General features: G+C 58.8%; 19 protein-coding genes. 16 read left to right on the top strand and 3 right to left on the bottom strand.

The window, feature by feature from the left end:
* Nucleotides 1–59 precede the first annotated feature (59 nt).
* The 15 genes from metK to VIN96_RS01515 all read left to right on the top strand — a co-directional run bounded on the left by metK (nt 60) and on the right by VIN96_RS01515 (nt 16,316).
* Complete coding sequence (metK, locus tag VIN96_RS01445; RefSeq protein ID WP_331893636.1) at nt 60–1,253, top strand: methionine adenosyltransferase; 1,194 nt, start codon at nt 60–62, stop codon at nt 1,251–1,253.
* 14 nt (nt 1,254–1,267) lie between these two features.
* A complete protein-coding gene (gene trmB, locus VIN96_RS01450) occupies nt 1,268–1,966 on the top strand; it encodes a tRNA (guanosine(46)-N7)-methyltransferase TrmB (RefSeq protein WP_331893637.1) in 699 nt (232 codons plus the stop codon).
* Nucleotides 1,967–2,084: 118 nt separating this feature from the next.
* On the top strand, nt 2,085–2,612 hold the full coding sequence (rimP, locus tag VIN96_RS01455; RefSeq protein ID WP_331893638.1) for a ribosome maturation factor RimP: 528 nt from the start codon (nt 2,085–2,087) through the stop codon (nt 2,610–2,612).
* On the top strand, nt 2,609–4,180 hold the full coding sequence (nusA, locus tag VIN96_RS01460) for a transcription termination factor NusA (RefSeq protein WP_331893639.1): 1,572 nt from the start codon (nt 2,609–2,611) through the stop codon (nt 4,178–4,180). Before rimP ends, nusA begins: the two co-directional genes overlap by 4 nt.
* Nucleotides 4,181–4,191: 11 nt before the next feature.
* Nucleotides 4,192–4,806 carry an RNA-binding protein gene (locus VIN96_RS01465; protein WP_331893640.1) on the top strand — a complete coding sequence of 205 codons (615 nt, stop codon included), beginning with the start codon at nt 4,192–4,194 and terminating at the stop codon, nt 4,804–4,806.
* Nucleotides 4,807–4,845: 39 nt separating this feature from the next.
* Nucleotides 4,846–7,458, top strand: a complete 2,613-nt coding sequence (gene infB, locus VIN96_RS01470; RefSeq protein ID WP_331893641.1) for a translation initiation factor IF-2 — start codon at nt 4,846–4,848, stop codon at nt 7,456–7,458.
* A 42-nt stretch (nt 7,459–7,500) separates the two neighbouring features.
* Nucleotides 7,501–7,956 carry a 30S ribosome-binding factor RbfA gene (gene rbfA / locus VIN96_RS01475; protein ID WP_331893642.1) on the top strand — a complete coding sequence of 152 codons (456 nt, stop codon included), beginning with the start codon at nt 7,501–7,503 and terminating at the stop codon, nt 7,954–7,956.
* Nucleotides 7,956–8,894, top strand: a complete 939-nt coding sequence (gene truB / locus VIN96_RS01480; protein ID WP_331893643.1) for a tRNA pseudouridine(55) synthase TruB — start codon at nt 7,956–7,958, stop codon at nt 8,892–8,894. Before rbfA ends, truB begins: the two co-directional genes overlap by 1 nt.
* A 15-nt stretch (nt 8,895–8,909) precedes the next feature.
* Nucleotides 8,910–9,179 carry a 30S ribosomal protein S15 gene (rpsO, locus tag VIN96_RS01485; protein WP_331893644.1) on the top strand — a complete coding sequence of 90 codons (270 nt, stop codon included), beginning with the start codon at nt 8,910–8,912 and terminating at the stop codon, nt 9,177–9,179.
* Between the two features lie 178 nt (nt 9,180–9,357).
* On the top strand, nt 9,358–11,487 hold the full coding sequence (pnp, locus tag VIN96_RS01490) for a polyribonucleotide nucleotidyltransferase (protein WP_331893645.1): 2,130 nt from the start codon (nt 9,358–9,360) through the stop codon (nt 11,485–11,487).
* A gap of 171 nt (nt 11,488–11,658) precedes the next feature.
* Nucleotides 11,659–13,056 (top strand): NAD(P)H-dependent flavin oxidoreductase, encoded by a 1,398-nt coding sequence (locus VIN96_RS01495; protein ID WP_414675582.1) that lies wholly within the window; start codon nt 11,659–11,661, stop codon nt 13,054–13,056.
* A 209-nt stretch (nt 13,057–13,265) separates the two neighbouring features.
* Complete coding sequence (gene irrA / locus VIN96_RS01500) at nt 13,266–13,673, top strand: iron response transcriptional regulator IrrA (protein WP_331893646.1); 408 nt, start codon at nt 13,266–13,268, stop codon at nt 13,671–13,673.
* Nucleotides 13,674–13,830: 157 nt separating this feature from the next.
* Complete coding sequence (locus VIN96_RS01505) at nt 13,831–14,247, top strand: rubrerythrin family protein (RefSeq protein WP_331893647.1); 417 nt, start codon at nt 13,831–13,833, stop codon at nt 14,245–14,247.
* A 111-nt stretch (nt 14,248–14,358) separates the two neighbouring features.
* Entirely contained in the window at nt 14,359–15,702 is a 1,344-nt protein-coding gene (locus VIN96_RS01510; RefSeq protein ID WP_331893648.1) for a (Fe-S)-binding protein, read from the top strand.
* 20 nt (nt 15,703–15,722) lie between these two features.
* Entirely contained in the window at nt 15,723–16,316 is a 594-nt protein-coding gene (locus VIN96_RS01515) for a DUF3501 family protein (protein ID WP_331893649.1), read from the top strand.
* Nucleotides 16,317–16,801: 485 nt separating this feature from the next.
* Here the strand turns inward: VIN96_RS01515 and VIN96_RS01520 are convergent, their stop codons facing one another.
* From VIN96_RS01520 to VIN96_RS01530, 3 genes are all read right to left on the bottom strand, one after another.
* Complete coding sequence (locus VIN96_RS01520; RefSeq protein ID WP_331893650.1) at nt 16,802–17,299, bottom strand: SH3 domain-containing protein; 498 nt, start codon at nt 17,297–17,299, stop codon at nt 16,802–16,804.
* A gap of 153 nt (nt 17,300–17,452) precedes the next feature.
* Nucleotides 17,453–18,076, bottom strand: a complete 624-nt coding sequence (locus VIN96_RS01525; protein ID WP_331893651.1) for a nitroreductase family protein — start codon at nt 18,074–18,076, stop codon at nt 17,453–17,455.
* 91 nt (nt 18,077–18,167) lie between these two features.
* A complete protein-coding gene (locus VIN96_RS01530; RefSeq protein ID WP_331893652.1) occupies nt 18,168–18,743 on the bottom strand; it encodes a TetR/AcrR family transcriptional regulator in 576 nt (191 codons plus the stop codon).
* Nucleotides 18,744–19,065: 322 nt separating this feature from the next.
* Between VIN96_RS01530 and VIN96_RS01535 the strand changes: the two genes are divergently transcribed.
* Nucleotides 19,066–20,052, top strand: coding sequence for a D-glycerate dehydrogenase (locus tag VIN96_RS01535; protein WP_331893653.1), 987 nt, complete (start codon nt 19,066–19,068; stop codon nt 20,050–20,052).
* Nucleotides 20,053–20,145: the final 93 nt, after the last annotated feature.

A 20,145-nucleotide genomic window follows, 5' to 3' on the forward strand; every position in this document is an offset into this window, starting at 1 on the left:
CCTGATTTCCCGCCCGCCCCGGGTCCAGTGGACTTAAACCAGATACGGGGAACAATACCGTGGCAAAAAGCAATTACCTGTTTACCTCTGAATCCGTTTCCGAAGGCCATCCCGACAAGGTTTGCGATCGCATCTCCGACGCCGTTGTCGATGCTTTCTTGACCGCCGATCCGCAAGCCCGCGTGGCGTGCGAAACGCTCACCACCACCAACCGCATCGTGTTGGCCGGCGAAGTGCGCGGCCCGGCGCCGCTGGTCAACGCTGACGGCAGCGTCGACAAGGCGCGCATCGAAGAAATCGCGCGCGATTGCGTCAAGGATATCGGTTACGAACAAGATGGCTTCCATTGGAAAACCGCCGACGTCGCCGTGCACCTGCACGCCCAATCCGCCGACATCGCCCAGGGCGTTGACGAAGGTTCGGGCGTCGACACCGACGAAGGCGCTGGCGACCAAGGCATCATGTTCGGCTTTGCGTGCCGCGAAACCGATGTTTTGATGCCCGCACCGATCTATTTCAGCCATGAAATTCTGCGTTCGATGGCCGATGCCCGTCACTCCGGCGCCGATGTCGGCCTGGGTCCGGACTCCAAAAGCCAGGTGACCCTGCGTTACGAAAACGGCAAGCCTGTCACCGCGACCTCGGTGGTGGTTTCGACCCAACACAATGCCGATCTGACCCGCGACGACGTCGCCGCCATCGTCATGCCGCACATTCAGCATGTGTTGCCGGACGGTTGGATGCCGCCGGAAGACGAAATCTACATCAACCCCACCGGCAAGTTCGTGATCGGCGGCCCGGACGGCGACTGCGGTCTGACCGGCCGCAAGATCATCGTCGACACTTACGGCGGCGCAGCCCCCCACGGCGGCGGCGCGTTCTCGGGCAAAGATCCGACCAAAGTCGACCGTTCGGCCGCTTACGTCGCGCGCTATCTGGCGAAAAACGTGGTGGCGTCGGGCGTGGCGGACAAATGCACCATCCAGTTGGCGTACGCCATCGGCATTTCCAAGCCGCTGTCGGTCTACGTCGATACCCATGGCGCGGACCGCGTGGACGAAGAAAAGCTGTCCAACGTGTTGCAAGAGCTTGTGGACCTGCGTCCCAAGGGCATCCGCACGCATTTGAAACTCAACCGTCCGATCTACGCCCGCACCGCGGCCTATGGCCACTTCGGTCGTTTGCCCGATGGCGACGGCGGGTTCTCGTGGGAAAAGACCGACATCGCCGACGCGATCAAAAAAGCGTTCTAAGCACCGCTTTTCCCATGACCGCGGATCGCGATACCAACGAATCGGGTTATCTACGTTCTTACGGCCGGCGGCGTGGCAAAAAGCTGCGCCCCGGCCGCGAACGTTTGATGGACGATCTACTGCCTCGCATCTCCATCAAGCCGGGCACGCCGGTGACGGATCAATTTCCGTCCCGGCTGCGCGCATTGTGGATGGAAATCGGCTTTGGCGGCGGCGAACACTTGGCCGCGCAGGCTGCGGGCAACCCGGACGTCGGAATTATCGGCTGTGAACCGTTCTTGAACGGCGTTGCCAAGCTTTTGAGTCAAGTTGACGAGCAGAAGCTGGAAAACGTGCGCATTTACGCCGACGATGCCCGCGATATCTTTCCCGACATTCCCGACGGCGCGCTGGAGCGCGTGTTCGTCCTGTTCCCCGACCCATGGCCCAAAGCCAAGCATCACAAGCGTCGCCTGATCCAGACGCCGCTGTTGGACCAGCTGGCGCGGATGTTGAAGGATGGCGGTGAATTTCGCTTCGCCTCCGATCACATGGGATATGTGCGGTGGGTGCTGAGCTTCGCCCTCAAACACCCCGACTTCGAATGGATGGCCGAAGGCCCCAGCGACTGGCGCGACCCGCCCGACGACTGGACCCGCACCCGTTATGAGCAAAAAGCGCTGGCGGGTGACATCATGGTTTATTTGCGCTTTCGCCGTAAGGCGCGGGCTTAACAAACGCTTGCATTGCGCCGGGCGCGGGTGTAAAACCACGCCAAGTTAACAGTCTCGCTGTCCACTTGATGGACAATGAGGTGGGTCCCTTCCGGGAGCCCGCCTTTTTTGTTACCTAATGGCAGCGAAAAATAGGACCGACGCAAACATGGATCTGGCTAAGCGCATCGAAGCGATCATTGCACCCTCCGTCGAGGAGTTGGGCTTTGAAATCGTGCGCGTGCAGGTATCGGGGGCACAACACCCGCGCCTGCAGATCATGGCCGAACGCATGGACGGCACCGGTATCGATGTGGAAGATTGCGCCACCATCAGCCGCACCATTTCGGCGACGCTGGATGTGGAGGACCCGTTTAAGGGGGAATTCACCTTGGAAGTGTCGTCGCCCGGCATCGACCGACCGCTCACCAGGCTGAAAGACTTTCAAACCTGGGCCGGGTTTGACGCCAAGATCGAAATGCAGGTCGGTGTCGAAGGCCGTAAACGTTATACGGGCCGCCTGTTGGGGCTCGATGAAAATGAAATGATTCAGATCGAAAGCGAAGAAGGCGAACAATTCTCCTTGCCTTTCGATGATGTTCAACGTGCGAAACTGTTGCTGACCGACGAATTGCTCGCGGCGGCCACCACGGAGCAGACCAAATGAACACTACGATGCACACCACCGGCGTTCACGTGCGCCCTGAACTTTTGACCGTTGCCGACACGGTGGCCCGCGACAAGGGCATCGACCGCGACGAGGTTCTGGAAGCCATGGAACAGGCGATCCAGCGCGCGGGCCGTTCGAAATACGGGCACGAGCACGACATCCGCGCCCACATCGACCGCAACACCGGCGAAATCACCCTGGCGCGCTACCTCGAAGTGGTCGCCGACGATGCGGAAATCGAAAACGAACACACCCAGCAGCCGATTTCGCGCGCCAAGCGCAAGAAGCCGGACGCCGAAGTCGGTGAGTTCATCATCGATCCGCTGCCGCCGATCGACTTTGGCCGCATTGCCGCGCAAACCGCCAAACAGGTGATCGTGCAAAAGGTCCGCGAAGCCGAACGCAAGCGCCAGTACGAAGAATACAAAAGCCGCATCGGCGAAGTCGTCAACGGCATCGTCAAGCGTATCGAATTCGGCAACGTGGTGGTCGATCTGGGCCGTGGCGAAGCGCTGCTGCGCCGCGACGAAACGATCCCGCGCGAACACTTCAACAACGGCGACCGCGTGCGCGCGATCATCATGGACGTGCGCGAAGAGCAGCGCGGCCCGCAGATCTTCCTGTCGCGCACCCATCCCGATTTCATGGTCAAGCTGTTCGCCCAGGAAGTGCCGGAAATTTACGATGGCGTGATTGAAATCATGGCCGCCGCCCGCGATCCCGGATCGCGCGCCAAAATCGCGGTGATGAGCAACGACAGCTCCATCGACCCGGTCGGCCCGTGTATCGGCATGCGCGGTTCGCGCGTTCAGGCGGTGGTCGGCGAACTGCAAGGCGAAAAGATCGACATCATCCAATATTCCGTCGATCCCGCGACCTTCATCGTCAACGCATTGGCGCCCGCCGAAGTGGTCAAGGTGGTGCTGGACGAAGAAAAGAACACCATCGAAGTGGTGGTGCCCGACGATCAGTTGAGCCTCGCCATCGGCCGTCGCGGCCAGAACGTGCGCTTGGCGTCGCAGCTTTCGGGCTGGAACATCGACATCCTCACCGAGGCTGAAGAATCCGAGCGTCGTCAGAGCGAATTCCAAGCGCGTACCCAGTTGATCATCGATGCCCTCGATGTCGACGACGTGATCGCCCACCTGTTGGTCACCGAAGGCTTCACCTCGATCGAGGAAGTGGCGTTCGTGCCGTTGGACGAATTGGCTTCGATCGAAGGCTTCGACGAAGACGTCGCCGAAGAACTGCGCGCCCGCGCCCGCGGTTATTTGGAACGTCGCGGCGAAGAACTGAACGAAAAGCGCCGCGATCTCGGCGTTGCCGACGATCTGTTCGAAGTCGAAGGCGTGAGCGCCGAAATGGCTGTGGCGTTGGGCGAAAAGGGTGTAAAAACCCGCGACGATCTGGCCGATTTGGCCGGCGACGAGTTGGTGGAAATGATGCCGCCGCTGTTGAAAATGAGCGAAGAGCAGGCCAACGAGATCATCATGGCCGCGCGCGCCCATTGGTTCGCCGACGAAGACGCTGCGGCTGAAGACGCCGCCGAAGACGGGGCCGAGTAAGGCCGCGGGATATGAGCGTGCGCACCGCGACCGAGCGCCGCTGCATCGTGTCGGGCGAGACGAAAGACAGCGCGGAAATGCTGCGTTTCGTCATCGGCCCGGGCGACGAAGTGGTGTTCGATGTCGCCGGTAAGCTGCCGGGGCGGGGATTATGGTTGTCCGCGCGGCTGGATATGTTAAAAACGGCCGCAGCCAAAGGCGCATTTGCGCGTGCGGCTAAAGCCAGGGCCAAGGTGCCCGACACGCTGATCGACGACGTGACGCGGTTGCTCAAGAGCCGCTGCCTCAGTCGTCTCGGTCTTGCCCGTCGTTCCGGCGATTTGGTGCAAGGCTTTGACAATGTCCGCGCCAGTTTAAAGGCGCACAAACCGGGCCTTCTCATCGAAGCCGCCGATGGCGGCGAGGATGGCCGGGAAAAGATTACGCGCCTGGCCCCGGACGTTCCGGTGGTGGCGCTGTTTACGGCCGAAGAGATCGGCCTCGCCATCGGCCGCGACAACGCGGTGCACGCGCTGATCGCGCCGGGCAAGATGGCGGAAGCATTTTTGCGAGACGCCGGCCGGTTGGCGGGTGTTTTGGACCAGCCGCTTGCGGGTAACGTGAACCCGGGCGGCACACTGGATTGAGAGCCGACCAATTCGAGCTAAGCTCGAAAACGGAGTGATATGAGCGATTCAAACGACGCCGATACGAACGACACCGGAAAAAAGCCGCTGACCTTGAAACGTCCCGGCAAGCTGGAGCTGAAGAAGACTGTTGACGCCGGTACGGTGAAGCAGAACTTCTCGCACGGCCGTTCCAAAATGGTTGCGGTCGAGGTGAAGAGAAAGCGGACCTATGCTCAAGACGCCAGCGGCAAGATGGCCCAGGTGCGTGAAGGACAGGCTGCCCCGGCAGTGGCGGAAACGCCCGCTGCTCCCGCCGCGCCGACTGCGCCGCAGGCTCCCGCCGCGCCGGTTGTTCATGACGACAACCTGACCGAAAGCGAGCGCCAAGCCCGCGTCAAGGCTTTGGAAGGTTCGAAAATCCGCGCCGCCGAAGAAGCCAAGCGCGCCGCTGAAGAGGCCGAAAAGCGCAAGCGCGAGGAAGCCGAAGCCGCCAAGCGCGCCGCCGAGGAAGCGGAACGTCAAGCCGCCGAAGCCGCCGCGCGCGGACCGGAAGAGACCGCCGAGGCGCCGCTCGAAGTGCAGCCCGAACCTCGGCCTGCTGCGCCTGCGCCCGCACCGGCGAAATCGCGGCCGCAAATCGATCCGACCGAAGCGCCGGTCGCCGCAAAGGACGACGTCAAGAAAAAGAAAATCAAAAAGCCCAAGGGCGACGGTGGCGATGGCAAGGTTGCCGCGCCGACCCGTGGCCGTGGCGGCGAAGAGCGCCGCCGTTCCGGCAAGCTGACCATTTCGTCGGCGCTGTCCGGTGGCGGCAGCGAAGAACGTCAGCGTTCGCTCGCGTCGGTGAAGCGCAAGCGCGAAAAAGAACGTCTGCAACAACAGCAGGCGCGCGCGCAGAACAAGAAAATCGTCCGTGACGTGGTGGTGCCGGAAACCATTTCCGTGCAGGAACTCGCCAACCGTATGGCCGAGCGTGGCGTGGATGTGATCCGCGAATTGATGAAGATGGGCGTGATGGCGACCATCAACCAGATCATTGACGCTGATACCGCGGAACTGATCGTTTCGGAATTCGGCCACAATCTGCAACGCGTGTCCGATGCGGATGTGGAAACCGGTCTCAGCGGCGGTGACGATAACGAGGCCGACCTGGTGCGGCGTCCGCCGGTGGTGACCGTTATGGGTCACGTCGATCACGGCAAGACCTCGCTGCTCGATGCGCTGCGCACCACTGATGTGGCGGGCGGCGAAGCGGGTGGTATCACCCAGCACATCGGCGCGTATCAGGTCAGCCTGGAAAGTGGCGCAAAGATCACCTTCGTCGACACCCCGGGTCACGCGGCGTTCACCGACATGCGTGCGCGCGGCGCCAAGGTTACCGACATCGTGGTGTTGGTTGTGGCCGCCGACGACAGCGTCATGCCGCAAACCATCGAAGCCATTCACCACGCCAAGGCCGCGGAAGTGCCGATCATCGTCGCCATCAACAAATGCGACAAGCCCGACGCCAACCCGACCAAGGTGCGCACCGAATTGCTGCAGCACGAAATCGTGGTCGAAGAAATGGGCGGCGAAGTGCTGGCGGTGGACGTGTCCGCCAAGGCCCGCACCGGCTTGGACAAACTTGAAGAAGCGATCTTGCTGCAGGCCGAAATTCTCGACCTCAAGGCCAATCCGAACCGCGCCGCCGAAGGCGTCATCGTCGAAGCCAAGATGGAACAGGGCCGCGGCTCGGTCGCGACCGCCCTGGTTCAGCGTGGCACCTTGCGTCGTGGCGACATCTTCGTCGCCGGTTCCGAATGGGGCCGCGTGCGTGCCCTGATCGACGATCACGGCAATCAGATCGAAGAAGCCTACCCCGGCATGCCGGTGGAAATTCTCGGCCTCAGCGGCACGCCCGACGCGGGTGATGAAGTCGTCGTGGTCGACGACGAAGCGCGCGCGCGTGAAGTCACAGAATATCGTCAGCGCAAAAAGCGCGATCTGCGGTCCGCTGCGGCCAGCCGCGGCACGCTCGAACAGATGTTCGAGAAGATCAAGGAAGGCGAAGCTCAAACCCTGCCGGTGGTGGTCAAAGCCGACGTGCACGGTTCTTTGGAAGCGATTTCCGCCGCGCTCAACAAAATGGGCACCGACGAAGTCAAGGCGCAGGTGCTGCACGGCGCAGTCGGCGGCATCAACGAATCCGACGTGATCTTGGCCCGCGCTTCGGGCGGCTTCATCATCGGCTTCAACGTCCGCGCCAACGCTCAGGCCCGCGATCTGGCCAAGCGCGACGGCGTCGACATCCGCTATTATTCGATCATCTACGACGCCATCGACGACATGCGCAACGCGCTGTCGGGCATGCTGGCGCCGACGTTGAAAGAAGAATTCCTCGGCTACGCGCAGGTGCGCGAAGTGTTCTCGGTTTCCAAGGTCGGCAAGGTCGCCGGTTGCATGGTCACCGACGGCATGGTCAAGCGCGGCGCCAAGGTTCGCCTGCTGCGCGACGACGTGGTCATCCACGAAGGCGAGCTGAGCCAGCTCAAGCGCTTCAAGGACGACGTTAAGGAAGTCAAGGAAGGCACCGAATGCGGCATGTCGTTCGCCAATTACGACGACATCAAGGAAGGCGATGTGATCGAGTGCTTCGATGTGATCGAAGTGGCGCGCCAGCTCGAAGAGTAGGGTTGGACCCTCGCCGCACGCATTCTGTTTAGGGCATATGCTATGACTCGTCACGGCCACCATCATTCGGCAAAAGGGCCGAGCCAACGCCAATTGCGCGTGGGCGAGGAACTGCGCCATGCGCTGGCGTGGATTTTGGAACGCGGCGAACTGCGCGATCCGGCGCTGGCGACCACGCCGGTGACGGTGACCGAAGTGCGCGTCAGCCCGGATTTGAAGAACGCCACCTGTTTCGTCACGCCCTTGGGCGGCGGCGACGCCGAAGCGGTGAAAACCGTCATCGACGCGTTGGGCCGGGCGCGCAAATTCCTGCGTCACGAAGTGGTGCGCAAGGTGAACTTGAAATTCGCCCCGCAACTGCATTTCGAACACGACACCTCGTTCGATTTTGCCGGTCACATCGACCAATTGCTGCACAGTCCCGAGGTTGCGCGCGACCTGCATCGCGATGACGACGCCGATATTGAATTCGACGGCGAAAGCGACGAGACCGCCTGATGGCGCGTAAACGTAAGGGCCAGCCGGTTCACGGTTGGGTCGTTTTGGACAAAGCCAAAGGTCTCAGCTCGTCTCAAGCCGTGGGCAAGGTGCGGTTTCTGCTCAACGCGCAAAAAGCCGGTCATGGCGGTACGCTCGACCCGCTCGCCAGCGGGATATTGCCGATCGCGGTGGGCGAAGCGACCAAAACCATGTCGTTCGTCATGGATGGCGCCAAGACCTATCGCTGCTGGGTGCGCTTCGGCGAAGCGCGCAGCACCGACGACGCCGAGGGCGAGGTGATCGAAACCTCCGCCAAACGGCCCACGGCCGCCGAAATCGAAGCGGTTCTGTCCGAATTCGAAGGTGACATCGAACAAATCCCGCCGGTCTATTCCGCGATCAAGATCGACGGTCAGCGCGCCTATAAGCTGGCTCGCCAGCAAGAACCCGGCGATCAAGAGATCGAGATGAAACCGCGCACCGTGCACATCGATCGGGTGTGTCTGGTCGAGATGCCTGAACCGGATCTCGCCGTGATCGATGTGGATTGCGGAAAAGGTACGTATATCAGGTCGTTAGCACGCGATTTGGCGGTGCGTTTGGGGACCGTCGGCTACGTCGCCGATTTGCGCCGGACGCGCGTCGGTCCATTTCGCGAAAATAGGGCGATTTCGCTGGATTCGTTGGAGTCTCTGGGGCATAGTGCGCGCCTCGAAGAAGCCGTGCTTCCGATTATGACCGCGCTGGACGACATCCCGGCGCTGGCCTTGACGGAAGCCGAGGCTGGAAACATGCGGCATGGCATGTCCGTTCCGGCGCTGACCGTTCTCAATCGCACACCCGATGTGAAGGTGTCCCAAGGGGAAACGGTCGTTGTCATGAACGGGGATACGCCGCTTGCTCTGGCCAGGATCGAAGGTGGAGATATCCGCCCGATCCGTGTTCTCAATCTCTAAACACAGGAGTACACGATGTCGATTACTGCAGAGCGCAAACAAGAGCTCATCAAAGAATACGCAACCAAGCCGGACGATACCGGTTCCCCCGAGGTGCAGGTCGCCGTTCTCACCGAACGGATTGTCAATTTGACCGAACACCTGAAGACTCACAAAAAAGATCACCACTCGCGCCGCGGGCTGCTGATCATGGTCGGTCAGCGCCGCCGTCTTCTGGACTACACCAAGAAGAAGGACCAAGCGCGCTACGAGAGCCTGATCAAGCGCCTCGGCCTGCGCCGCTAAGGTGCATACGGCCAGTCCTCGAAACGGGGGCTGGCCGTTGGTCTTTTTGTCCGTCCATTGATCTCCACCTCAGGACAAAAAGACGAGCCCCGTGCCGGATGGCCGGGCGGGGTTAAGGCAGGAACTGTTGGCGGGCAAGAAACTAGGGCCTGCCGATTGATTTGAAGGAAAGTTAAGTATGTTCAAGGAATTTAGGAAAGAACTCGAATGGGGCGGCCGCACGCTGGTTTTCGAAACCGGTAAGATTGCGCGTCAGGCCTCCGGCGCCGTGATGGCGACCTATGGCGAAACCAAAGTGCTGTGCACCGTGGTGGCCATGGACTCCGAGCGTCCGGGTATCGACTTCTTCCCCCTCTCGGTTCACTACCAAGAAAAAACCTATGCCGCCGGTCGCATTCCGGGCGGCTTCTTCAAGCGTGAAGGCCGTCCGTCGGAAAAAGAAACGCTGACCTCGCGTTTGATCGACCGTCCGATCCGCCCGCTGTTCGCCAAAGGCTTCAAAAACGAAGTTCAGGTCATCTGCACCGTGGTTCAGCACGATATGGAAAACGATCCCGATATCGTCTCCATGGTCGGCACCTCGGCCGCTCTGTGCATTTCCGGCGCGCCCTTCATGGGTCCGATCGGCGGCGCGCGCGTCGGCCGCATCAACGGTGAGTTCGTGCTCAACCCGCACCTCGACGAGATGCCCAATTCCGACCTCGACCTGGTGGTCGCGGGTACCAAGGAAGGCGTGCTGATGGTCGAATCGGAAGCCAACGAACTCAGCGAAGAAGTGATGCTGGGCGCGGTGAGCTTCGGCCACCAGGCTTTCCAGCCGGTGATCGACGCGATCATCGAACTGGCCGAACATTGCGCCAAAGAACCGATGGCTCTGGCCCCGGCGCCTGCCGGCGTCGACGACGTCAAAGCCAAGGTCAAGGAATTGGCCGAAGCCGGTCTGCGCGATGCGTACAAGATTTCCGACAAGCTGGAACGTCAAGCCGCCGTGGCAGCCGCCAAGGATGCCGCCACCGCCGTGATCAAAGGCGAGTTCGACGCCGATCTTTTGGACTCGGTTCTGGCCGATGCGTTCAAATCGTTGGAAAAGAACATCGTGCGTATGTCGATCCTGGAAACCGGCGTGCGTATCGACGGTCGCGACACCAAGACCGTTCGTCCGATCGTCACAGAAGTCGGCGTTCTGCCGCGTGCACACGGTTCGGCGCTGTTCACCCGCGGCGAAACCCAGTCGATCGGCGTTGCCACGCTGGGCACCGGTTCGGATGAGCAGATCATCGATGCACTCGAAGGATCTTATCGTTCGCACTTCATGCTGCACTACAACTTCCCGCCGTACTCGGTCGGCGAAGCCGGTCGCTTCGGCGCCACGGGCCGTCGCGAAATCGGTCACGGCAAGTTGGCCTGGCGCGCCATCCACCCGGTGATGCCGAGCAAGGAAGACTTCCCCTACACCATTCGCGTGGTGTCGGAAATCACCGAATCCAACGGCTCTTCGTCGATGGCCACGGTGTGCTCGACCTCTTTGGCGCTGATGGACGCGGGCGTTCCGCTGAAGCGCCCGGTTGCGGGTATCGCCATGGGTCTGATCAAGGAAGACGCCGGCGTTGCGGTTCTGTCGGACATCTTGGGTGATGAAGATCACCTCGGCGACATGGACTTCAAGGTTGCCGGTACCGATCAGGGCATCACGTCGCTGCAGATGGACATCAAGATCACGTCGATCACGTCGGAGATCATGGAAACGGCACTGGAACAGGCGAAAGCCGGTCGTTTGCACATCCTCGGCGAAATGGGTCATACCATCGATCACGGTCGTGAAACCGTCGCTGCGACGGCACCGCGCATCGAAACGTTCAAGATCAACAAAGACAAAATCCGCGACGTTATCGGCGCGGGCGGCAAGGTGATTCGCGAAATCTGCGAAACCACCGGCGCCAAGGTCGATCTGGACGACGACGGCACCGTCAAGGTTGCCGCCGTGGACGCGAGTGCCATGCAACAAGCCATCGATTGGATCAAAGGCATCGTTGCCGAGCCGGAAGTCGGCATGATCTACACCGGTAAAGTGGTCAAGATCATGGACTTCGGCGCATTCGTGAACTTCATGGGTCCGCGCGACGGTCTGGTGCATATTTCCGAATTGGCGAACTACCGCGTCGAAAAAGTCGGCGACATCGTCAAGGAAGGCCAGGACGTGAAGGTCAAGTTGATCGGCATCGACGATCGCGGCAAAGTGAAACTGTCCATGAAGGTGGTCGACCAGGAAACCGGCGAAGAAATCGCGCCGGAAAAGAAGGCCGACTAACTCCATTCCAAGATTCGGGGCGGCCCTCATCGTTTTGAGGTGTCCGCCCCGATTCTTTTTCGCTACGTTTGTTGTATGATATGTCTCACAAGTGACTAATTTTTGTGACACATTCATGTATGCTTATGCTGTGGCCCCAATATGGATTGGAGCCATTGATCCGGAGGTTCCGTGAAAACGCTCAATTCCTATAAAATGTCCGGCAAGGACGTACTGCCCTTGGTGGAAGGCGGCAAAGGCGTTGCCGTATCCAACGGAACCACTGCAGGCGCATGGGCCAAGGCCGGCGGCATCGGCACGTTTTCGTGTGTGAACCCGGACAGTTACGCCGAAGACGGCACGTACATTCCGCAGGTTTATCACGGCAAGACACGCTCCGAGCGGTTTGAAGAATTGAAGGCTTACGCCATTCGCGGCGGCATCGAACAGGCGAAAATCGCCCGCGATGTTTCCGGTGGCGAGGGCCGTATCCACATGAACGTGCTGTGGGAAGCGGGCGGCACGGTGCCGATTTTGCACGGCGTCCTCAGCGAAGTGGGGGAATTGGTGCACGGCATCACCTGCGGTGCGGGTATGCCTTACAAGGTTGCCGAAATCGCCGCTCAGTACGGCATCAATTATTATCCGATCGTGTCTTCGGCGCGTGCGTTCAACGCCCTCTGGAGGCGCTCTTACAAAAATTACGCAGACCTTTTGGGCGGCGTGGTTTACGAAGATCCGTGGTTGGCCGGCGGTCATAACGGGCTGAGCAACGTCGAAGATCCCAACGAACCGCAAGATCCCTATGGCCGCTGTCTCGAACTGCGCAAGGTGATGAACGGCTACGGCCTCAACCATGTGCCGATCGTCATGGCCGGTGGGGTGTGGTATCTGCGCGACTGGGAAGACTGGATCGACAATGAAGAGCTCGGTCCGGTGGCATTTCAGTTCGGCACCCGTCCGCTGCTGACTCAGGAAAGCCCCATCATGCAGGCGTGGAAAGACCGGTTGCTGAACCTCAAGGAAGGCGACGTCTACCTCAACCGCTTCAGCCCCACGGGCTTTTATTCGTCGGCGATTCGCAACCCGTTCCTCGACGATCTGGTCGGACGTTCCGAACGCCAAATCGAATACCGCACCAAACCGGAAGCGCCGTTCACGGCCGAGCTTCCGTTGGGTCCGCGCGGACGCATTCACTACGTCAAAGCCGAAGATTTGCCCCGCGCCCAAGCGTGGATCGATGCCGGTCAATCCGAAGCGATGAAGACCCCGGACGACACCATGGTGTTCGTCACCCCGGAAAAATCCAAGCAAATCCTGCAAAGTCAGGCCGAATGCATGTGCTGTCTGTCGCAGTGCCGGTTTTCCAACTGGGCCGACAACGAAGAGGGCACCAACGGCAAGCGCGCCGACCCGCGCTCGTTCTGCATTCAAAAGGCGCTGCAGCGCGCGGCGCATGGCGGCGATCTGGACCAAAGCCTGATGTTCGCGGGTCACAACGCTTACAAATTTGCGCAAGACCCGTTTTACGCAAATGGCTTCATTCCGACCGTTAAGCAGCTGGTGGACCGTATCCTCACGGGCGATTGATCGAGGGATTAATCAGGCGCTAAATAACCACACAAAAATTACTGTCTTTTGTTTTTGCGTGTGAAATCAAGTTATGCTTAACTGACTGCAATAAGTCTAAACTGAAACAACCTCATAAGAGGTTGGTGGACCTCGGCTCTACTTGATCCATGTCAAGGACGGGGGCTGATCGGTTCGAGCAGTATGAGGCAGATGTAATGGGAGTCACCATGAGACCTTACGCACAAGTTCTTGATCAGCTTCGCACCGCAGGATTGCGCCCAACCCGCCAACGTTTGGCACTGGCGCGGTTGTTGTTTGAAAACGGCGCGCGTCACGTGACGGCGGAAATGCTCCATGCCGAGGCCCAGGACGCGACCATCAAAGTCTCGCTGGCGACGGTTTACAACACCTTGCACCAGTTCACCGAGGCCGGTTTGCTGCGCGAAATCGTGGTCGACCCGACTCGCTCATACTTCGACACCACCACGCATGAGCATGGCCACTTCTTCCATGAAGGCACAGGCCATCTGCAAGACATTCCCGGCGGCCAATTGCAGCTGGCGGCGATGCCGAACGCGCCCGAAGGCACGAAAATTTCCGGAATTGACGTCGTCATTCGCCTGACAGAAAATTAATTAGTAATAAAATCAATGTGATGGAGTTCTTTTTAGAAGAACTCCATCTTTTGGTTGACCCTGCGTTTCAAGGGGCTATAGTTTGTCACCGAGCGGCGCAGTATTCAGCCGTCCGTCGTTATCTTTTTTTGCATTCATCTGATCAGAGGAGGCCACTATGGGCTTGAAAGACAGCAAAACCGAACAAAACCTCAAAGACGCGTTCGCCGGTGAATCCCAGGCCAACCGTCGTTACCTGTATTTCGCACAAAAGGCCGACATCGAAGGTTACAACGACGTCGCCACCGTGTTCCGTTCCACCGCCGAAGGCGAAACCGGTCACGCCCACGGCCACCTGGAATTTCTTGAAGAAACCGGCGATCCCGCAACGGGTCTGCCCATCGGCGGCACCGCTGACAACCTGAAGGCTTCGGTCGCTGGCGAAACCCACGAGTACACCGACATGTACCCGGGCATGGCCAAGACCGCACGCGAAGAAGGCTTCGACGAAATCGCCGATTGGTTCGAAACCCTGGCGAAAGCCGAAAAGTCTCACGCGGGCCGCTTCCAAAAGGCGCTCGACAACCTGGATTAATTTCCTCCCGGTTGAATGACATGAACGGCGCGGGGGGCTTTGTCGATAAAGCCTCCCGCGTTGTTTTTTTAGATATGTGTTTTAGCGATTGAACAGCAGCGAGGTGGGGACATGAGTGAAGGCAGTTTGGACGCGCCGACGCGTCATCCGCTCAAATGGCGGGACGAAGATTTTTACAACGAAGACAAGATCTTCGCTGAATTGGAGCGGGTGTTTGACCTGTGCCACGGCTGTCGTCGTTGTTTCAATCTGTGCGACAGCTTTCCGCGCTTGTTCGACCTGGTCGACGAATCGCCGACCGGCGAAGTCGACGGCGTCGCCAAGGCTGATTACTGGAAAGTCGTCGATGCCTGCACGCTGTGCGATTTGTGCTTCATGACCAAATGCCCATACGTGCCGCCCCATGAATGGGACCTCGATTTCCCGCATCTGATGCTGCGTGCCCGCGCGCTGCAGTTCAAGCAGGGCAAAACCAACAAAAAGCAAGACAAGCTGACCAAAATGGACAGCAACGGTCCGCTGGGTGTGAAATTCTCAGGCCTCGCCAACTGGGCCTCGCGGCGTGAAAACGGGCTGACGCGCTCGATCATGGAAATGACCCATGACGTGCACAAAGATGCCGAACTGCCGACCTTCGCTAAGAAAAAGTGTTCGGATCGCGCCAAGGCGGAACCGATCGAGGTTAACGCGAGCGCACCGGCGCACGGCAAGCGCAAGGCGGTGATCTACGCGTCTTGCTTCGGCGAATACAACGACCCCGACATCGTCATGGACACCCGCGCGGTGCTGGCGAAAAACGGCATCGCCGCCGAAATCGTCTATCCGGAATGTTGCGGCATGCCGCAATTGGAACAAGGCGACATGGCCAGCGTCGCCAACAAGGCAAAAACCATCGCCAAAACGCTCAAGCCCTATGTCGACGACGGTTTTGACATCGTGGTTCCGGTGGCCAGTTGCGCGTTGATGCTGAAATTCGAATGGCCGCTGATCGAGCCTGACGACGAAAACGTCAAAGCGCTCAGTACCGCGACCTATGACGCTACCCAATACGTTGTCGATATTGCCGAAAAAGAAGGCTTGGCCGATGGGCTCAAGCCTCTTTCGGGCGGCATCACCGCGCATATCGCCTGCCATGCCCGCGCCCAAAACATGGGCCGCAAGGCGCAAGAGCTGCTGAAATTGATCCCCGAAACGCAGACCACGGTTATCGAGCGCTGCTCCGGCCATGGCGGATCGTGGGGTGTGACCAAGGAATTTTTCGAAGTCGGCATGAAGGTCGGCGGCCCGGTGTTTCGCGATGCCGCCAAGGCCGACAGCGCCTATGTGGTGTCGGAATGTCCCTTGGCCCGCGATCAGATCGTTCAGGGCCTGGAACGCAAGGACAAGAAAGTCGAAGGCCCCGGCAAAGCGTTGCGCCACCCGGTGCAGTTGATTGCCCGCGCCTACGGATTGTAAGTCGAAGGAGATACCCCCCGATGCCTCGTGAAACACACGAAATCACGCGCGCCGACATCATGCCTATGGCCGAATACGCCAAGGTTCGCCTCGAACGGCGCAAGGCCATGACGGAACTGAAAAAGAACCGCCGCGTTCACATCGGCCCCGATGCCACGGCGTATTTCGAAAGCTTCGACACCATGTGGCACCAAGTCCACGAAATGCTCTACATCGAGCAAGGCGGCGACGCGCAAATCGAAGACGAACTCAGCGCCTACAATCCGCTGATTCCCAAAGGCCGGGAATTGACCTGCACGTTGATGTTCGAAATCGACGAACCCGATCGCCGCGCGCGGTTCCTGGCGGGTCTTGGTGGCGTCGAAGAAACCGTCAGCCTTTCGGTGGGCGGTCAAAAAATCATGGCGGTGCCCGAAGACGACATCGATCGCACCACCGCCGACGGCAAGGCGTCTTCGATCCAGTTCCTGCATTTCAGCTTTACGGATGCCCAGGCGGACTTGATGAAGCAGCCGGGTTGCGAGGTTGTGCTCGCTATCGATCACCCGGCCTACGGCCACATGGCGAAACTTCCCGATGCCGTACGCGCAGCTTTGGCGGCCGATCTGGACTGATCTGCACCCAACGCACCTTTTAAGCGTTTTTGAAACCGGGGCGGCTGTGCGGCCCCGGTTTTCGTTTGCGACGCATAGAACCAGGCGCATTAACTTTCGTCGTCGAAATGAGCCGCTAAACAGGCCGGGCGTGGGGTATGCAGTTCAACAGCTCAGCAAGGTTAAGGCGTCAACCTATTGTTATTGTGGGTGAAATGAATTGAAAGAGGGGGATATCCCGAGTTCGTCTACAGATGCAGAAATTCGTATCGGTTGAGAAATAGTCAGGGCCGAAAAGCCGTAAACATTAACAACGGCCTGTAGCCGATGGGCGATCCAGGTAGATATTGATGGGTGCTGAGGTTAAAAATTTTGGATGTGTTACGCAGGTCGTGGTGCGGGTATATGCCCAAAAGTGGCTGTCAGGCTGCACGAATACAATTTCGCATTATATTTCAGATAAATAATGTCAATATTTATGGCTGAATAAAAATCATAAATAAATTTTATTCAAACGCCTCTCCCTTAAGAATTCCCCAGAAATCTGCGCGATTCAGCCAGCCCTCAAAACCCTCGACTTCGACCCGACAGAACTCGGTTTGACCGGGGCAGGCGATGAGTTGCCCCGAAACGCCGGTTTGCACCCGGGCAACGGTGTGCGATTGCGGTTCGGCTTTAGCGCGGATGTCGCGGGTGCCGCCGGTGACGATGAAGCCGCGTTTGGACGACAGCATGGTCTGATGCACCCAGCCTTGGCTGCCTTCCCAATCGCGGACTTTGCGCCACGTCTTGTATTCGGCAATCACTTCCAACGGCAGGCCGGATTTCCGGTACACCCATTCGACCGGATATTGCACACCGGGACCGGTGCGCAGATTGACCTCGCCGGCGCGCAACGATACGAACCGCGGCAGGGGCAGTCCCGACCCGGAAACTTGGGCCAATGCAACACTGGCGCCGAATACGGTGGCAATAATGAGGGCAAGCGACAGATAACGCATCATCCAGCAGAACTCCCGGCGATATTCGAGAACGAATCAATCGAAGCGAATCGTCCCTATTAGAAGAGCCCCCGCCCACGCGGTCAATGCCCTAGCGTACAGTCATAAATCACGGACGAAGTTCGACATGCCATGGGCGGGAGCAATGTGCGGAGCTTAGGCGTTCGGGAAGCGGTCGATCACCACGACTTCATCATAGGGCAAACGTCCCATGCGGGGTGCGTCTTGGTCCGCTTTGGCTTTGCCGATGGCGACGAACATGGCCGTGACATGGCCCGAGGGCAAATTGAGCAGGTCTTGCACCGTCTCGGGCTCGAACAAATCCATCGGGCACGTCGCAAGGCCCATTTCGGTGGCGGCCAGCATCAAGGTTTGTGCCGCCAAACCACACGAACGCATGGCGTCGTCGCGCGCCAGCCAGTCGCGATCGGTATAAAAATCGATCACCTTTGCGGCCAAAACCTCGGCGATGTCTTCGCCCACGGCATCGAAATAGCGCGCCGGATTGCGTTTCCAGGCTTCGAGATCGACGACGATGGCCACCAGCATGGCGCTGTCTGTAAATTGCGCTTGATTGCCCGCCGCCGCTTGCAGCGCTGCGCGTTGGGCAGGGTCTTCGACCAACACGAAGCGCCAATGTTGGATATTCCACGCACTCGGCGCTTGCATGGCCAATGACAGCAGACGGCGTTTGTCGTCACCAGACATGATGAAGCTCGGGTCAAATGTGCGAATGGCGGTGCGGTTGTGAATGGCGGTCGAAACGGATAGAGCGTTCATGTTAGGTCTCCAATTATTACCTATCAGTAGGTAGGTATGTTAGTGAAAAGAAAACGGGCCGGAGCCCGTCGTCATGATTGGGCGACGGAAATCAGCCGCCCAGGGATGCCTTGATGTCGTCGATGAGAGGGTCGATAAAATCGGCGTTTTTGCGGGTTTTTGCAATCAATATGGCGCCTTCAAGCGTGGCAATGATGGCGTCGGCCTTAACCGATGGCTCGGCGCCGAAATAGAGCTGCCCGGATGCCCGGCCTTGGCGCAAAACCCGCGTCAGCCACGTGTGTAAAATGGCAAAAAATTCGTCCATACGGTGCTGCATGGGGGTGGGTAAAGTCGAATACTCCGAGGCCATGACACCACCCACACACATCAAATCGCAGCTTTTTGCTAGATCTATAAAGGGCTTAAAGAAAGCATCGAGCTGCTGCCAGGCATTGAGGTTGAGCTGATCGACGCCTTGCAGGGCATCCAGGGCACGGTTGGCATGGCGTTCGGCAAGGGCCGTGCCTAAATCGGCTTTGCTGGGAAAATGATAATGCAAACTGGCTTTGCGAATGCCCAATTCATTGGCAATATCTTGGTAGCTGAAGGCATTGAAACCGCGCTGTTGCAGTAAGCGTTCGGCAATATCCAAGATCTGCGTTCTGGTATCGGTCGTTTGGGTCATGACTGTGCCTGTCGACTTAAAAGTAGGCAAACCTACCTCAAGGTAGGCTTATGGTCAAGTCCTTCATTGCGCGCCAGATTGGTGACGGAGCGGTGATAGACGTTTGAAGCGTCACAGACGTGAATGAGCGGTCTGGGAATCTCATGTGCGTATGCGACGGCTGGTACGAATTGAATCGAATTGGCGGTTAAGATAGAGTTCGAGGTGTGTTGGTTCTGGACAGCCATGGACATTGCTGATACCCAAATAATGACCGGCGTTTCTGGGAGGAGACGCCATTCCCCAGGTAGAGATGAAAGAACCCTGATAGGGGCGGGCCTTCATGAACACTTCCAATAAGCCCAAAGTCGTCGTCACGCGCAAACTTCCCGATCCCGTCGAAACCCGCATGATGGAGTTGTTCGACGTTCAATTGAATCTGGACGATGTGCCGATGACGCAAACGCAGTTGGCGGAAGCCGTGAAACACTGCGACGTACTGGTGCCGACCGTGACCGACAATATCGATGCCGGGGTTTTGGCCCAGGCGGGCGAACAATTTCGGTTGGTCGCCAACTACGGTACCGGGGTCGATCACATCGATCTGGCCACCGCCCGTCAGCGCGGGATTTTGGTCACCAACACCCCGGATGTCTTGACCGAAGACACCGCGGATATGACCATGTCGCTGCTATTGGCCGTGCCGCGCCGTTTGGTCGAAGGTGAACGCGCTTTGCGTGAAGGACGCTGGTCCGGCTGGTCGCCGACTTGGATGCTGGGCCATCGCATTCACGGCAAGCGTCTGGGGATCGTCGGCATGGGCCGTATCGGCCGTGCCGTGGCCAAACGCGCCAAGGGATTCGGCTTGTCGATCCACTATCACAACCGCAATCGCGTGCACAAAGATGTGGAACGCGAGTTGGAGGCGACCTACTGGGAAAGCCTCGACCAAATGCTGGCACGCATGGACATCATTTCGGTGAACTGCCCGCACACACCCGCGACTTATCACCTGTTGTCGGCCCGCCGCCTGAAACTGATGCAATCGCACGCCTTTATCGTCAACACCGCACGCGGTGAAATCATCGATGAAAATGCCTTGATCCGCATGCTCAAGGCAGGCGAGATCGCGGGCGCGGGCCTCGATGTCTACGAAAACGAGCCGGCCATCAATCCCAAGTTCCTCGATTTGAACAACGTTACCCTGCTGCCGCATATGGGTTCGGCGACCTGTGAAGGCCGCATAGACATGGGTGAAAAGGTGCTCATCAACATTAAAACTTTTGCCGATGGGCACTCGCCGCCGGACCGGGTTTTGTTTGATATTTAAACGCAACAATTTAAACGAAACGGCGCGTCTCTTAAAGATGCGCCGTTTTTCAATGAGTTATATGTGATCAGAAGTGATAAAATAGATATATCA

It is taken from the genome of Magnetovibrio sp. (assembly GCF_036568125.1).
Taxonomy (GTDB): domain Bacteria; phylum Pseudomonadota; class Alphaproteobacteria; order Rhodospirillales; family Magnetovibrionaceae; genus Magnetovibrio.

Bases quoted from the DNA above. Each gene is read 5' to 3' on its own strand.
- trmB (WP_331893637.1), top strand. From the start codon at position 1,268: ATGACCGCGGATCGCGATACCAACGAATCGGGTTATCTACGTTCTTAC.
- rimP (WP_331893638.1), top strand. From the start codon at position 2,085: ATGGCAGCGAAAAATAGGACCGACGCAAACATGGATCTGGCTAAGCGC.
- nusA (WP_331893639.1), top strand. From the start codon at position 2,609: ATGAACACTACGATGCACACCACCGGCGTTCACGTGCGCCCTGAACTT.
- VIN96_RS01465 (WP_331893640.1), top strand. From the start codon at position 4,192: ATGAGCGTGCGCACCGCGACCGAGCGCCGCTGCATCGTGTCGGGCGAG.
- infB (WP_331893641.1), top strand. From the start codon at position 4,846: ATGAGCGATTCAAACGACGCCGATACGAACGACACCGGAAAAAAGCCG.
- rbfA (WP_331893642.1), top strand. From the start codon at position 7,501: ATGACTCGTCACGGCCACCATCATTCGGCAAAAGGGCCGAGCCAACGC.
- truB (WP_331893643.1), top strand. From the start codon at position 7,956: ATGGCGCGTAAACGTAAGGGCCAGCCGGTTCACGGTTGGGTCGTTTTG.
- rpsO (WP_331893644.1), top strand. From the start codon at position 8,910: ATGTCGATTACTGCAGAGCGCAAACAAGAGCTCATCAAAGAATACGCA.
- pnp (WP_331893645.1), top strand. From the start codon at position 9,358: ATGTTCAAGGAATTTAGGAAAGAACTCGAATGGGGCGGCCGCACGCTG.
- irrA (WP_331893646.1), top strand. From the start codon at position 13,266: ATGAGACCTTACGCACAAGTTCTTGATCAGCTTCGCACCGCAGGATTG.
- VIN96_RS01505 (WP_331893647.1), top strand. From the start codon at position 13,831: ATGGGCTTGAAAGACAGCAAAACCGAACAAAACCTCAAAGACGCGTTC.
- VIN96_RS01510 (WP_331893648.1), top strand. From the start codon at position 14,359: ATGAGTGAAGGCAGTTTGGACGCGCCGACGCGTCATCCGCTCAAATGG.
- VIN96_RS01515 (WP_331893649.1), top strand. From the start codon at position 15,723: ATGCCTCGTGAAACACACGAAATCACGCGCGCCGACATCATGCCTATG.
- VIN96_RS01520 (WP_331893650.1), bottom strand. From the start codon at position 17,299: ATGATGCGTTATCTGTCGCTTGCCCTCATTATTGCCACCGTATTCGGC.
- VIN96_RS01525 (WP_331893651.1), bottom strand. From the start codon at position 18,076: ATGAACGCTCTATCCGTTTCGACCGCCATTCACAACCGCACCGCCATT.
- VIN96_RS01530 (WP_331893652.1), bottom strand. From the start codon at position 18,743: ATGACCCAAACGACCGATACCAGAACGCAGATCTTGGATATTGCCGAA.
- VIN96_RS01535 (WP_331893653.1), top strand. From the start codon at position 19,066: ATGAACACTTCCAATAAGCCCAAAGTCGTCGTCACGCGCAAACTTCCC.